The sequence below is a fragment of the Streptomyces pathocidini genome (assembly GCF_001418495.1).
In the GTDB taxonomy this organism is placed as follows: Bacteria; Actinomycetota; Actinomycetes; order Streptomycetales; family Streptomycetaceae; genus Streptomyces; species Streptomyces pathocidini.
Window position 1 is genome coordinate 1 of record NZ_LIQY01000019.1, and the last position, 14710, is coordinate 14710.

12 protein-coding genes are annotated in these 14710 nt (G+C 73.2%); 8 read left to right on the top strand and 4 right to left on the bottom strand.

The window, feature by feature from the left end:
• From AOK16_RS01190 to AOK16_RS01215, 6 genes are all read left to right on the top strand, one after another.
• Positions 1-883: tryptophan 2,3-dioxygenase family protein (locus AOK16_RS01190; RefSeq protein ID WP_107098237.1), on the top strand; the 883-nt coding region annotated here is incomplete at its 5' end.
• Positions 876-2282, top strand: coding sequence for a kynureninase (locus AOK16_RS01195; protein WP_055470314.1), 1407 nt, complete (start codon positions 876-878; stop codon positions 2280-2282). The genes AOK16_RS01190 and AOK16_RS01195, both read left to right, overlap by 8 nt.
• A gap of 3 nt (positions 2283-2285) precedes the next feature.
• Complete coding sequence (locus AOK16_RS01200) at positions 2286-3269, top strand: alpha/beta hydrolase (RefSeq protein WP_055470315.1); 984 nt, start codon at positions 2286-2288, stop codon at positions 3267-3269.
• A gap of 88 nt (positions 3270-3357) precedes the next feature.
• Positions 3358-4788 (top strand): sensor histidine kinase, encoded by a 1431-nt coding sequence (locus AOK16_RS01205; protein ID WP_079100935.1) that lies wholly within the window; start codon positions 3358-3360, stop codon positions 4786-4788.
• Complete coding sequence (locus AOK16_RS01210) at positions 4785-5456, top strand: response regulator (RefSeq protein ID WP_055470316.1); 672 nt, start codon at positions 4785-4787, stop codon at positions 5454-5456. The genes AOK16_RS01205 and AOK16_RS01210 overlap by 4 nt, the downstream gene beginning before the upstream one ends.
• 392 nt (positions 5457-5848) lie before the next feature.
• Positions 5849-7117 carry a cytochrome P450 gene (locus AOK16_RS01215; protein ID WP_055470317.1) on the top strand — a complete coding sequence of 423 codons (1269 nt, stop codon included), beginning with the start codon at positions 5849-5851 and terminating at the stop codon, positions 7115-7117.
• 119 nt (positions 7118-7236) lie between these two features.
• Here AOK16_RS01215 and AOK16_RS01220 read toward each other — a convergent pair whose 3' ends face one another.
• Together AOK16_RS01220 and AOK16_RS01225 are read right to left on the bottom strand one after the other, a co-directional pair.
• Entirely contained in the window at positions 7237-8892 is a 1656-nt protein-coding gene (locus AOK16_RS01220) for an ABC transporter permease (RefSeq protein ID WP_055470318.1), read from the bottom strand.
• Complete coding sequence (locus AOK16_RS01225) at positions 8889-9830, bottom strand: ABC transporter ATP-binding protein (protein ID WP_055470319.1); 942 nt, start codon at positions 9828-9830, stop codon at positions 8889-8891. Before AOK16_RS01225 ends, AOK16_RS01220 begins: the two co-directional genes overlap by 4 nt.
• A 105-nt stretch (positions 9831-9935) precedes the next feature.
• Between AOK16_RS01225 and AOK16_RS01230 the strand changes: the two genes are divergently transcribed.
• Positions 9936-10448 (top strand): GbsR/MarR family transcriptional regulator, encoded by a 513-nt coding sequence (locus AOK16_RS01230; RefSeq protein WP_055470320.1) that lies wholly within the window; start codon positions 9936-9938, stop codon positions 10446-10448.
• 22 nt (positions 10449-10470) lie between these two features.
• Here the strand turns inward: AOK16_RS01230 and AOK16_RS01235 are convergent, their stop codons facing one another.
• Positions 10471-11373, bottom strand: coding sequence for a diacylglycerol kinase family protein (locus tag AOK16_RS01235; protein WP_205627608.1), 903 nt, complete (start codon positions 11371-11373; stop codon positions 10471-10473).
• 225 nt (positions 11374-11598) lie between these two features.
• On the opposite strand from AOK16_RS01235, the gene AOK16_RS01240 reads away from it, so the two are divergent.
• A complete protein-coding gene (locus AOK16_RS01240; protein WP_055470322.1) occupies positions 11599-12882 on the top strand; it encodes an adenylosuccinate synthase in 1284 nt (427 codons plus the stop codon).
• A gap of 255 nt (positions 12883-13137) precedes the next feature.
• On the opposite strand, the gene AOK16_RS01245 is transcribed toward AOK16_RS01240, so the two are convergent.
• Positions 13138-14710, bottom strand: a 1573-nt coding sequence (locus AOK16_RS01245) for a serine/threonine-protein kinase (RefSeq protein WP_107098240.1), incomplete at its 5' end; no start/stop codon positions are given.

Genomic DNA, 14710 nt, shown 5'->3' on the forward strand with positions numbered 1-14710 from the left:
GGAGACCGCCGCAACAAAGGCTCCAGCCGCGGAGGCCCCCGACGCCGGAACCCCCGGCACCGATACCCCCGACGCCGACACCCCCAACCTCGACTTCGAGGGCACGACCCCGTACGAGGACTACGTCCAGGCCGACGTCCTCACCCACCTCCAGCGCCCGCTCTCCGACGACCCCGGCGAAATGGTCTTCCTGGTCACCACCCAGGTCATGGAGCTGTGGTTCACCGTGATCGTCCACGAGTGGCACACCGCCACGGCGGCCCTGCGCCAGGACGACCTGCCCGTCGCGCTCGCCGCGCTGCGCCGCTCCACGTACGAGCTCGAGTCGCTCAACGCGTCCTGGAGGCCGCTCGCCCACCTCACCCCCGCGCAGTTCAACGCCTACCGCAGTGCGCTCGGCGAGGGCTCCGGCTTCCAGTCGGCGATGTACCGCCGCATGGAGTTCCTGCTCGGCGAGAAGTCCGCGTCCATGCTCGTCCCGCACCGCGGCGCCCCGCGCGTGCACGCCGAGTTGGAGAAGGCGCTGGGCGAGCCGAGCCTGTACGACGAGGTGCTGCGACTGCTCGCCCGTCGCGGCCACGCCGTCCCGGAGGCCGTGCTGAACCGCGACCCGAGCCTGCGCCACGAGCCGGACCCGGCCGTCGAGCGCGCCTGGCAGGAGGTCTACTCCGGGCCGCAGGACAGCGAACTCCTGCGCCTGGGCGAGGCGTTGACCGAGGTCGCCGAACTGGTGTGGCGCTGGCGCAACGACCACCTCGTGGCGACCCGGCGCGCCATGGGCGCCAAGACCGGGACCGGCGGCTCCGCCGGGGTGGCCTGGCTGGAGAAGCGCGCGCGGAAGTACGTCTTCCCCGAGCTGTGGACGGCGCGCAGCCATGTCTGAGCCGATGGCGGCGCGGGCCGCGCGGCTGGACGCAGCGGACGAACTCGCCGAGGTCCGGGACCGGTTCGACCTGGACGACGGCGTGACCTACCTCGACGGCAACTCGCTGGGCGCGCTGCCGCGCGGCGTCCCCGCGCGGATGGCGGACGTCATCGGGCGCGAGTGGGGCCGGCTGCGGATCCGCTCCTGGGAGGAGAGCGGCTGGTGGACTGCCCCGGAGCGGATCGGCGACCGCATCGCCCCGCTCATCGGCTCGGCGCCCGGCCAGGTGGTGGTCGGCGACTCGACGAGCGTCAACGTCTTCAAGGCGGTCGTGGCGGCGGTGCGGATCGCGCAGGGCCGAGCGGGAACCGTGGGCGCGGGCATGGGCGAAGCGGCGCGGACTTGGACGTCGGGAGCAGGCGTCGGCCCTGCGGCCGGGGCGATCGTCGGCCTCGGCGCACCACCCGGGCCCACGGCGGGCGGATCCCGTGGCGCCGCGAGTGCGCCGGTCGGAGCTCAGGCCGAACCCTCCCCGGCCCGGGCCGGGGACGGCGCTCTCCGCGACGAGGTGCTGGTCGATGCCTCCACCTTCCCCACCGACGGCTACATCGCCGAGTCCGCCGCCCGCCTCACCGGCTGCCGGATCCGGGCCGTCGAGGCCGCGGACGTACCGGACGCGGTCGGTCCGCGCACCGCCGTCGCTCTCGTCAACCACGTCGACTACCGCACCGGCCGCCTCCACGACCTTCCCGGCACCACGGCCGCCGTCCATGCCGCGGGCGCCCTGGCCGTGTGGGACCTGTGCCACAGCGCGGGCGCGCTGCCGGTCGGACTCGACGAGCACGGCGCCGACTTGGCGGTCGGCTGCACGTACAAGTACCTCAACGGCGGCCCCGGCTCGCCGGCCTACCTGTACGTACGGCGCGAGCTGCAACCGCTTTTCGACTCCCCGCTCCCGGGCTGGAACTCGCACGCCGACCCCTTCGGCATGAGCCCGGCGTACACCCCGGCGGACGGCGCCTCGCGCGGCCGCGTCGGCACGCCCGACATCCTGTCCCTGCTGGCCCTTGAGGCCGCGCTCGATGTCTGGGAGGGCGTGCCGATCGAGGCCGTACGGGCGAAGAGCCTGGCGCTGACGGACTTCTTCCTGGAGTGCGTCGGCTCGTACGTGCCGCCGGGGCGCGTGGAGTCGATCACGCCGGTGCCGCACGGCGAGCGCGGCAGCCAGGTCGCCCTGCGCTGCGCGGGGGCGGGCGAGGTGATGCGCGCGCTGGCGGAGCGCGGGGTCGTCGGCGACTACCGGCGCCCGGACGTCCTGCGCTTCGGCTTCACCCCGCTCTACACGTCGTACGCCGACGCCGAACACGCGGCGCGCGTACTGGCGGAGGTGCTCACGGGTACGGACGGGGGTGCCTGAGGCATGCCGGAGCCGGACACCGAGCGGCAACCCGGCCCGGCCGGCCGCGTCGAGGGCGCGGCCGACCGGGCGGGCGCCGCCGAACAGGCCGCCGAGGACGCCGAGATGGCGGCCGCCATGGCACACCCGGTGGTGCCCCCGGACGCGACCGTCCCGTACGGCGAACACCCCGACCAGATCGTGGACTTCCACGCCCCGCGCGACGCCGGAACGGGCCCGGCCCCTCTCGTCGTCTTTCTGCACGGCGGAGCCTGGCGAGCTCCTTACGACCGCCACCACTGCTCCCCGCTCGCCGCCCACCTGGCGGCCCACGGCTACGCGGTAGCAGCTGTCGAATACCGCCGCGGCCAGGCGGCGGAGGCCGCGCCGCCCCTCGCGGGCCGGTGGCCCGACACCCTCGACGACCTTGCGACGGCCATCGACCGGATCCCCACCCTCGTAGCGGAGTTGGCCGCCACCGCCCCCTTCCCGTGGGGGCGCGTGGACGCGCGCCGGCTCGTGCTCAGCGGCCACTCCGCCGGCGGCCATCTCGCGCTGTGGGCCGCCGCGCGGCACCGGCAGCCGGCCGACTCCCCCTGGCATCTGACCTCGCCTCCCCCCGTTCGCGGCGTCGTCGCACTCGCCCCCATCGCGGACTTCACCTCGGCCCGCGAACTCGGCGTGTGCTCGGACGCCGTCGTCCAGTTCCTCGGCGGGCCGGGGGAGTTCGAGGCGCGGCGGCCGTACGCTGACCCGGCCACGACGCTCCCCACCGGCATCGCCACCACCATCGTGCACGGCACCACTGACATCACGGTCCCGCCGCAGGTCAGCACGGCTTTCGCCGACGCGGCGGAGGCGGCGGGCGAGCCGGTGCGGCTCGTACTCCTCGACCGCACCGGGCACTTCCCGCTGATCGACCCGGCCGCGCCGGCCGCCCGTACGGTCCTCGCCGAGATCGAGCGGCTCGCGCCCCGTCCCCCGTCCGGCCCGGCGCGTCATCCTTGAGTCGTACGCGATGACGTCAGCTCCGCAGGTGACGACGTGGGCGCGGCGGCTGCGTAGCGTTTCCCGCGTGAAAGAGACCGTGCACGAGATGACGAAGCCCACGCGGGGCACAGCGCCGGGGCCGGGCGAGTCGTGGACCGAGTCCCGCATAGCCGGCATGGCCTGGCAGGGGCTGCGGGGCGACCTGTTCGAGGACATCTGGGCGTTCCGGCCGCTGCCGCCGCTGCGCGCCGAGCGGTTCGCCCGCCGGCCCCGGCTGGAGCGACTGGGCGCGCGCTGGCTGCCGCACGCGGTGGTCGTGGCCTTCGCGCTGTTCGTCACGCTCGCCGACGCCTCCAGCAGGGAGTCCTACCCCTCCAATGGCCTGGAGGACCTGATCGCGCTGATCCTGGCGCTGGTCCAGACGGTGCCGCTTCTGCTGACCCTCACCCGGCCCGTCGGTGCCTGGTGGCTCTCCCTGGGCGGGATCACGTTCAACGCCGCCTTCTGGCCCCATGGGCCCGGTCCGGGGATCGCGGCCCACGTGGGGGTCATGGTCCTGGTGACGCTGCGGTCCCGGCCCCGCCTGGCCGCCGAGATGTGGGCCATCTCCCTGGTCGTGGTCGCCCTGGCCGAGGCCTTCTTCGGCCCCGACCCGTACGGCGGGTCGGCGGTCCTCCCGTACGCGGTGCTCACCGCCTTCTTCCTCGCCATCGCCGTCGCCGTGCGCGGCTGGTCGCTGGCGCGCGGTGAGGTCGCCGAGCAGGAGACCCTGGTCGCGGACGTGCTCGGACAGCACACCCTCCTGGAGGAGCGGGCCCGCATCGCCCGAGAGCTGCACGACGTCGTCGCCCACCACATGTCGGTGATCGCCATCCAGGCGGAGGCGGCCCCGTACCGGGTGACCGACCCGCCCGAGGAACTGGCCAGAAGCTTCGCCACTATCCGTGAGAGCGCGGTCGAGGCCCTGGCCGAACTGCGCCGCGTCCTGGGGGTCCTGCGCTTCGAGAGCCCGGACGGGGGCCCCGACGCCCCGCAGCCCGACCTCTCGCGCCTGGACGAACTCGTCGACGGCGTACGGGCCGTGGGCCTGTCCGTGGAGATCGCGCGCACCGGAGCGGAGCGGGCGCTTCCCCAGGGTGTGGAACTCTCCGCCTTCCGGATCATCCAGGAGGCTCTCAGCAACGCCCTGCGCCACGCGCCCGGCTCCCAGGTGCGCGTCGAGGTCTCGTACGTCCTGACCGGTCTGGGCCTGCGCGTAGTCAACACCGCGCCGACCGCGGACGTCATGCCCTCGCCCGGCATGGGCCACGGCGTCATGGGCATGCGCGAGCGCGCCGCCATGCTGGGCGGTGAGCTGACGGCCGGGCCCACGGGCGGAGGCGGTTACGAGGTGGCCGCCTTCCTCCCGGTCGAACAGCCCGCGGAGCAGGAGCAGCCCGCGAGCACGGTGTCCTTTGCCAACGCGAGCACGGTGTCCTTTACCAAGGGGCGTCCAGCGGTCGAGGAGCGGCCCGCCGCCCAGGAGCGGCCCGAATGACCGCCATCCGCGTCCTGATCGCCGACGACCAGATGATGGTCCGCGAGGGCTTCTCCGTACTCCTGGGCGCCCAGCCCGACATCGAGGTGATCGGCGAGGCCCTGGACGGCCACGAGGCCGTGGCCAAGGTGGGTGAACTGCGCCCGGACGTCGTCCTGATGGACATCCGGATGCCCGGCATGAACGGCCTCCAGGCAACCCGCGAGATCGCCGCGTCCCGCGACGGCGAGTTCGGCGCCCGCGTCCTGATCCTGACCACCTTCGACCTCGACGAGTACGTCTACGAGGCGCTGCGCGCGGGTGCGTCCGGCTTCCTCCTCAAGGACGCCTCGGCCCGCCAGCTCGCCGACGCCGTACGGGTGGTGGCCGCGGGCGAGGCGCTGCTCGCGCCGACCGTCACCAAGCGGCTGCTGGCCGAGTTCACCCGGCTCGGCGCGCCCCGCGCACCCCGCATGGACCGGATCGAGGCGCTGACCGAGCGGGAGACGGAGGTGCTGGCCCTGATCGCGCAGGGGCTGTCGAACGGCGAGATCGCCGGCCGTCTCGTGGTGACCGAGGCGACCGTGAAGACGCACGTCAGCCGGATTCTGGTGAAACTGGGGCTGCGCGACCGCACGCAGGCGGCCGTCTTCGCGTACGAGATCGGACTGGTGACGCCGGGCGGCTGACGGCCTCGTCCGGCGGCGGATGGGTACGGCGGCCAACTCGGCCCGGGCGATCGGCAGGCTCGGTCCAGCGATCCGCTCGATTCGGTGATCGGTCGGCTCGGCCCGGCGGTCGGCCGACTCGGTCCGGGTGGTCGGTTCGGTGGCGGTCGGCAGGCTCGGTCCGGGTGGTCGGTTCGGTGGCGATCGGCCGACCCGGTCCGGTGGTCGGCTCGGTCCGGCGATCCGCTCGGTCCGGCGGCCGTCGGCTCGGGGGCCGCTCGGTGGAACCTTTTCGCGCTCCGCGGTGTAGGGAAAGTGAGGGTGCTCACCGGGAGCGCCCGCCACCGAGGGGGCAGTTGTGGCGAGTCAGCCGAATCGAGTCGAGGCCGGCCGGGGCCGGGTAGCTTCTCCGCATGAGCGCCGCCGTCACCTGGTTCGACCCCTGGTCCCCGGCCTTCGTCGCGGACCCTTATCCCGCGTACGCGCGGCTGCGCGCGGCCGGGCGGGCGCACTGGTTCGAGCGCTCCGGCCAGTGGCTGATCCCGCATCACGCCGACGTGTCGGCGCTGTTGCGCGACCGGCGCATGGGTCGCACGTATCTGCACCGCTTTACGCACGAGGAGTTCGGGCGGACCCCGCCCTGCCCGGAGCACGAGCCGTTCCACACCCTCGACAGCCACGGCCTGCTGGAGATGGAGCCGCCGGACCACACCCGTATCCGCCGCCTGGTCTCGAAGGCGTTCACGCCGCTTACGGTGCAGCGGCTGGTGCCGACCGTGCGGCGCCTGGCGGGGGAGCTGGCCGAGGAGTTGTACGAGCGCGGTGGCGGGGATCTGATCTCGCTGTTCGCCGAGCCGCTGCCCGTGGCGGTGATCGCCGAGATGCTGGGTGTCCCGCACGCGGACCGCGGACTGCTGCGGCCGTGGTCGGCGGACATCGTGGCGATGTTCGAGCTGAACCCGAGCGAGGAGACGGCTCGCCGGGCGGTCCGCGCCTCCGCCGAATTCTCCGACTACCTGCGCGAGTTGATCGCCGAGCGGCGCAGGTCCCCCGGCGAGGACCTGATCAGCGGACTGATCACCGCGCAGGAGGACCCGGAGGTATGGCGCGAAGCGCCTCATCGGAAGGGTGGTGGCGGGCGGCGGGAGGAGCGGCTCACCGAGCAGGAGATGGTGTCGACCTGCGTGCTGCTGCTCAACGCGGGACACGAGGCGACGGTCAACACCACCGCCAACGGCTGGCTGACGCTCTTCCGCCACCCCGACCGGCTGGCCGCCCTCCGCGCCGAGCCGAAGGCCCTGCTGCCCACCGCGGTCGAGGAGTTGATGCGGTACGACACCCCGCTGCAGATGTTCGAGCGGTGGGTGCTGGACGACATCGAGATCGGCAGGCAGGTCATTCCGCGGGGTTCGGAGGTCGCCCTGCTCTTCGGCTCCGCCAACCGCGACCCGGCGCGCTTCCCGCACCCCGACCGCCTGGACCTGACGCGGGCCGGCAACCCGCACATCACCTTCGGCGGCGGCGTCCACTACTGCCTGGGCGCCCCGCTGGCCCGCCTCGAACTCGCCGCCTCTTTCGGAGCGTTGCTGGAGCGGGCGCCGGGCCTGCACCTCGCCGAGGAGCCGGAGTGGAAGCCGGGGTATGTGATCCGCGGCCTGGAGGAGCTGATCGTGGAGGTGTGAGCGGGCAGCCGCGGCACGAGCCCGAAGTGGCGCCGGGCCGGTCCATGGAAGCACATGGGCGCGGCGCCGGACTCCGCTACAGGTCCGGCGCCGCGCGTCCAAGGGGCGGTGCGCCTGGGCTACTTCAGATCCAGGTCCCGGCGGCGGAAGCCCGCGAGCCCCAGCCAGAGCAGTGCCGCCGCGACCAGCGTGAGCAGTGCCAGCGGTGTCCAGTCCATGTCCGCGGACGGCAGCTGCGGGACGTGCCCGAAGGGGGAGAGGTTGTCCATCCAGTCCGGGAAGTCCAGGATCTGGCCGAGGTATCCGACGACGAACGCGTACACCGGCACGATCCAGGCGGCCGCCGTGGCCCGCGGGAACCAGCCGTAGATCGCCGCGGCGAAGCCGGCCGTGACCCACAGCGCCGGCGCGTACGCCAGCGCTGCGCCCAGCACCTTCAGGAACAGGCCGTCCTCCCCGGTCGAGGCCGCGCCCGAGATGCCGAAGCCGAGCCCGGCCAGGAGCAGCAGCCCTGTACCGCCGAGCATGGCGACGGCCAGGTGGCTGCCGAGCCAGCGGGCGCGGGACAGGCCGGTCGAGAGCACGGGCTCGGCGCGGCCCCCGCTCTCCTCGGCGCGCGGCCGCAGCGCGGCCATCACCACGTAGATCGAGGCCACGACGGCGACCAGGACCAGGATCATGGAGGCGAAGGAGTCGGAGACGCTGCCGCCGATCCGCTCCAGCGCCTTCTGCACCTGCTCGACGTTCTCGACCATGTCCGCGGCCTCGCCGAGGATCGACCCGTACATGCCCCCGAGCACGAACAGCCCGGCGGCGAAGCCGATCAGCATGCCCCGGTGCAGCCGCAGCGCGAAGCCGAGCGGCCGGCCGAGCGCGTCGGAGGCCGCCGGGCGGCCGAGCCGGGCGGCCTCCAGGCCAGCACCCACGTCCCGGCGGGTGCTGAGGGCGAAGCCCGCGGCGGAGGTGATCACGGCGAGCGCGAGCGCGAGCAGCAGCGGCCACCAGTTGTTGTCGACGAAGACGTAGGTGCGCTGGATCCAGCCGATCGGGGACAGCCAGGACAGCGCGTCGGTCCCCACGTCACCGGCGGCGCGCAGCACGTACGCGGCGCCGATCGCGGCGAGTGCCATGCCGGAGGCGCCGCGCGCGTGGGCGGTGACCTGCACCGTGATCGCGGCGATCCCGGCGAAGGCCAGGCCGACGGCGGCGTGCCCGAGGCCGAACAGCAGCGAGCCGGTCCCGTCCATGCCCTCGATGCCCAGGCCGCTGAGCCCGGCCGCCAGCAGCACGGCCAGCGCGAGGTTGGCGACGGCGGCCGTGGCGAGCGCGGACGCCAGGTGCGCGTGACGGCCGACGACGGTGGAGCGCACCAACTCGGCGCGGCCGGTCTCCTCTTCGGTACGGGTGTGCCGGGTGACGATCAGCACGCTCATCAGGCCGACCAGGATGGTGGTGAACCCCAGGAGCTGGTGCCCGATCATCGAGCCGATGGTGTAGTCGTCCAGGTAGTGGCGCGGGCCCGTCATGGCGAGCGCGGCAGGGCTGCCCATGGTCTTGGCGACCGAAGCGCGATCGGCCGCCGTGCCGTACAGCGCGTTGCGGCTGTTGACCGTGGCCAGCGTGCCGAGGAACAGCGCGAGCACCCACACCGGGATGCGTACGCGGTCCAGGCGGAGGTTGAACCGGAGCAGTGTCCCGGTCCCCGCCAGGGCACCGCCGCGGGTCTCGGCCCCGGTGGCCGTGGGCCTCCTGGTGGCGTCGGACACGGCGGTCATCGGACGTCTCCGGCTTCCGACTCGGCGTGGGCGTTGCCGTGCCCGTTGGCGGCGAGCTCGTCACCGTAGTGGCGCAGCATCAGCTCCTCGAGCGTCGGCGGGTGGCTGATCAGGCTGCGGATGCCGAACTCGGAGAGCTTGCGGACGGCGTTGTCCAACTGCCCGCCGTCCACGGCGAAGTGCACCCGGCCGTCGCCGGTGCGCACCTGGTGCACCCCGGGCATTCCTTCCAGGCCGGTGGCCGGGCGGGCGGTCTCGGCCTCGATGGTCGTACGGGTCAGGTGCCGCATCTCGCTCAGCGTCCCGGACTGGACGATCCGGCCTTGCCGGATGATGCTGACGCGGTCGGCGAGCTTCTCGACCTGGGCCAGGATGTGGCTGGAGAGCAGCACGGTCTTGCCGGCGTCCTTCGCCTGGAAGATGACGTCCTGGAAGACGACCTCCATGAGCGGGTCGAGCCCCGCGGTCGGCTCGTCGAGCAGCAGCAGCTGGGCGTCGGAGGCGAGCGCGGCGACGATGGCGACCTTCTGCCGGTTGCCCTTGGAGTAGGCCCGGCCCTTCTTGGTGGGGTCGAGGTCGAAGCGCTCGATCAGCTCGTCCCTGCGCCGCTTGTCGAGCCCGCCGCGCAGCTGGGACAGCAGGTCGATGGACTCGCCGCCCGTCAGGTTCGGCCACAGCTCGACGTCGCCGGGCACGTACGCCAGCCGGCGGTGCAGTTCGACGGCGTCGGACCAGGGGTCCTTGCCCAGCAGTTGGGCGGCGCCGAGGTCGGCCCGCAGCAGGCCCAGGAGGATCCGGATGGTGGTGGACTTCCCCGCGCCGTTGGGGCCGAGGAAGCCGTGCACCTCGCCGGTCTCGACCTCGAGGTCGAGACCGTTCAGCGCGTGTGTCCGGCCGAAGGACTTGTGCAGGCCGGAAACGGAGATTGCCTTCGTCATGCTTCAGAACGTACACTTGTTTCAGAAAATTGTGAAGTTAAGGAACCGTATAAATTGGCCTGGGGGGACCCGACCGCCGCGTTGAGCAGGGGAGATGATGGAGCGATGACCGATACGGCCGAGACGGTGGCCGACGCCCGCGAACGGGACGAGGACGCGGTGTCCCGCTTCGTCGAGCGCTTCGCCTCCGAGCTGACCGAAGCAGGCATGCAGCGCATGGCCTCCCGGGTCTTCGCGGCGCTCCTCGTCTCCGACACCGGCTCGCTGACCTCGGCCGAGATCGCTGAGCGGCTGCGCATCAGCCCGGCGGCCGTCTCCGGCGCGATCCGCTACCTCTCCCAGGTCGACATGGTCGTACGCGAGCGCGAGCCCGGCACCCGGCGCGACCGCTACCGGCTCTTCGACAGCGTCTGGTACGAGTCCTTCACCCGCCGCGACCAGGTGCTGATCCGCTTCCGCAACACCCTCGTGGAGGGCGTCGAGGCCTTGGGGCCCGGTACGCCGGCGGGCAGCCGGGTGGCCGAGACCGTCGAGTTCTTCGAGTTCCTCCACGAGGAGATGCAGGGGATGCTCGACCGCTGGGAGGTGTACAAGGCCAAGCGCGGAGCCGGGAGTTGAGAGCCCCGGAGCGGTCGGCGGACTACTCGCGCGGCACCGTCAGGCGCCACGCGGCCGGGTGGACCGTCCACGTGCGGGTGCGGACCGGGCCGCCCAGGAGGGCGTCCGCGCGGTAGTGGAAGTCCGCGCCCGAGACGGTGATCGCGCGCGCCCGCGCCGTTCGGGGCGCCACCTCGCCCCCGCCGTCGCGGCTCGGCCGGACGACCACGTCGGCCATCCCACCGCCCTCGGCCCATGCCTGTACCGTCCCGGACCCGTTGACCGTCCCCGCGCGCGTGCCGGCCGTCGTCACCGAGACGTCCTCGACCGGGTCGTCGAGATCCGCGAGCAGCACGCCGTCCGCCTCCACCCGCAGCCGGTGCGGACCGGAAGGCACGGCTCCGGAGTTCCCGGAGGCTCCCCGGGAGACCGGCCTCGCCGAGCCCGTACCGCGTACGAGCGACCGGCACGTCCGCAGGCCCGAGGCCCACCAGGGCTCCCGCCCCGATGCCCCGTACCCGTCCGGGGAGCCGGCGCCCGCGGGAATCCGCAGGTCACCGAGGACGACCCCGTCACTGTCGTCCACCAGCAGATCCAGCGGCCGGTCCACCCCGTCCAGCACCGCCCGCGCCGCCGCCACCGGTCCCGTGGGAACCCCCAGCGCCCGCGCCAGCGCCAGCGACTCCGGCGTCGCGCCGACCGGCACCAGCGCCAGCACCGCCTCGCCCAGCACCCGCTCGCGGTGCAGCAGCCCCACCGTGCGCCGCAGCGCCGCGTCGTCGCCGACCACCACCGGGCGCCTGCCGCCCCGGCGGGACAGCGCCCGCGCCAGCTCCTCGGGTCCTTCCGGCAGACAGATCTTCGCCGTCGCGCCCGCACACAGGACATCTCTCGCGATCCGCACGGCCTCACCGTCCACACGGCGGGCGGCCGGGTCGATGACCACGAGCAGCGGCCACCTCCGAGCGGGGTCTGCGGGATGATGCCCATGAGGCTGTGCCGACACCTCGGTCCTTCCTCAGGTAATCTCTCGGTGCAAGAGCCCCTGTCGCTGTTGCGCCAGGGGCTTCGTCTATCCGGGGCACCGGTTCGACGGGTTCTCGCGGCGGCCGCCTGTGCGGCGACCCGCCCGGCACGTTGGACATGCCCCGCCCGGAAGGGGTGTACGCCTGTGCCCGCACTTGTGCTGCTCGGTGCTCAGTGGGGTGACGAGGGCAAGGGGAAGGCCACCGACCTGCTCGGCGGCTCAGTGGACTACGTGGTGCGCTACCAGGGTGGCAACAACGCCGGCCACACGGTCGTCGTGGGCGACCAGAAGTACGCGCTGCACCTCCTCCCCTCCGGAATCCTGTCGCCGGGGTGCACCCCGGTCATCGGCAACGGTGTCGTCGTCGACCCGGCGGTCCTGCTCTCCGAGCTGAGCGGGCTGAACGAGCGCGGCGTTGACACCTCCAAACTGCTGGTCAGCGGTAACGCGCACCTGATCACGCCGTACCACACCACCCTCGACAAGGTGACGGAACGGTTCCTCGGGAAGCGCAAGATCGGCACCACGGGCCGCGGTATCGGCCCGACCTACGCCGACAAGATCAACCGCGTCGGCATCCGCGTCCAGGACCTGTACGACGAGTCGATCCTGGAGCAGAAGGTCGAGGCGGCTCTCGACTTCAAGAACCAGATCCTCGCCAAGCTCTACAATCGCCGCGCCATCGAGGCCGGCAAGATCGTCGAGGAGCTGCTCGGCTACGGCGAGCAGATCAGGCCGTACGTCGCCGACACCACGCTGATCCTCAACAACGCGCTGGACGAGGGCAAGGTCGTCCTCTTCGAGGGCGGCCAGGGCACCCTGCTCGACGTCGACCACGGCACGTACCCGTTCGTGACCTCGAGCAACCCGACCTCCGGCGGCGCCTGCACCGGCGCCGGCGTCGGCCCCACGAGGATCAGCCGGGTCATCGGCATCCTCAAGGCCTACACGACCCGCGTCGGCGCGGGCCCGTTCCCGACCGAGCTGTTCGACGACGACGGTGAGGCGCTGCGCCGCATCGGCGGCGAGCGGGGCGTCACGACCGGCCGCGACCGCCGCTGCGGCTGGTTCGACGCGGTCATCGCCCGCTACGCGACCCGCGTCAACGGCCTCACCGACTTCTTCCTGACCAAGCTCGACGTGCTGACCGGCTGGGAGCAGATCCCGGTCTGCGTCGCGTACGAGATCGACGGCAAGCGCGTCGAGGAACTCCCGTACAGCCAGAGCGACTTCCACCACGCCAAGCCGGTCTACGAGATGCTGCCGGGCTGGTCGGAGGACATCACCCAGGCCAAGTCCTTCGGCGACCTGCCGAAGAACGCGCAGGCCTATGTGAAGGCGCTGGAGGAGATGTCCGGGGCGCCCATCTCGGCGATCGGCGTCGGGCCGGGCCGTGACGAGACGATCGAGATCAACTCGTTCCTGTAGGCCGCGCGGGTTCAAAGCCAAGGGCCGGGTCCTATAGGAGCCGGTCGATCATCCGTCTCCTGTAGGACCTGGTTCCGTGCGTAGGGCCCGCCCCGCGCGTACGCGCCCCGGCAGTGCACCGCCGTGCCGGGGCGCGTTGCGTTGGCGTCGTGGACATGGAACCCGCCGCGCCGCGCCGCGCTGCCGGCGGACGACCGGGCGCAGCTTGCGGATCTGCTGCGCGCCCGACCCTAGGAGCCGGTTCGCGTCCCGGCCCTAAGGAGCCTGGCCCACCCTCTTGTACGTGATGGGGGCCGCGCTGCCGTCGGAGAAGGTGCGGCGCAGGGAGCCGTCGCCGGTCAGCTCCAGGGTGGTCACCGGGCCCGGCTCACAGGTGCCGGGCGTGCCCTTGGTGACGGTGGAAGGGCCCAACTCGACGATCCGGGCCTGGGATTGGACCGCCTTCCGCTCGCGCGCCCGCAGCTCGGCCGCGAACTCGCAGTGGTAGCCCTCGCCCTCGACGAGCATCGTGAAGACGGTGTCGCCGGGAGAGCCCTGCCGGACGGTGATGCGGCGCAGATCGGCTCCGGAGGATCCCGCCCCGGACTCCCATGTCCCCAGGTATTCCTTCGGAATACCTCCGGGGGAGGCGGACTCGGTGCCGGGCTTCGCCGAACTCGCCGGCCCGCCCGGCGCGTTGTCCTCGGGACCCGGCGCGGCCGTCCGGTCCTGGTAGGCGCCCTCCTCGTCATGGCGCAGGACGGTGTAGACGGTTCCGCCGCCCATGGCGGCCACCACCAGCGCGACGGCGATCAGCAGCGCCGTCGTACCGCGCCTGCGCCGGGGCGGCTCGGGGAGGTACGCGGTGGCGGTCCCATAGGTGGTGGGGCCGGAGACGGACGAGATGGCCGTGGGCGGCGCCGCGTCCTCGGGGCCCCGCCGCGGATGGCGCGGTCCTATCACGGCGAGGGGGACGGTCGGCGGCCCCTCGGACTTGGCCGCGGGGTTCTGGAAGGCCGCCAACCGGGCCGCGTACCGGCCCAGTTGGTCGACCACCGCCCCCGGGAGCCACGCCTCACCGGCGGCCGACCCCGCGTCCGCCCGCTCCAGTACCTGTGCGGGCGTGGGCCGCTGCTCCGGATCCCTGGCCAGGCAAGCGGCGATCAGGCCCCTTAGTTGCACCGGAACCCCCGAGAGGTTCGCGGCCTCCTCGGCGTCCCGGCGCGGCCCGAACGGCGGCTCGCCCGAGGACGCGTACGCGAGGACAGCGCCGAGCCGGAAGACGTCGCAGGCGGCGGTGACGGGCCCGCCGCGCAGCTGCTCGGGCGCGCTGAAGCCGAGGGAGCCGGGGACGGCCGCCGGCCTCGCGCCGTCCGCCTCCAGGGCCCTGGAGGCCCCGAAGTCCACGACCCGCGGTCCGGCGAGCGTGACGAGGACGGTGGACGGCTTGAGCGTGCGGTGGGCCGGCTCGGCGCTGTGGATGTCCCGCAGGGCGCGGGCGAGCCCAGCGGTCAGGACGCGTACGGACCGCTCGGGCAGTGGGCCGTGCTCGGCGACCACGTGGCGGAGCGAGGGGGCGGGGAGGTAGCCGGTGGCGACCCAGGGGGCAGGGGCCTCGGTGTCGGCGTCCAGGACGGGCGCTGTCCACTTGCCGCCGACCCGCCGCGCCGCGCGCGGTTCCGCCAGGAGGTCCGCGCGGCGCGGCGGGTCGGCGGCAAGTGGACAGCGCCCGTCCTGGACGCCGACACCGAGGCCCCTGCCCCCTGGGTCGCCACCGGCTACCTCCCCGCCCCCTCGCTCCGCCACGTGGTCGCCGAGCACGGCCCACTGCCCCAGCGGTCCGTACGCG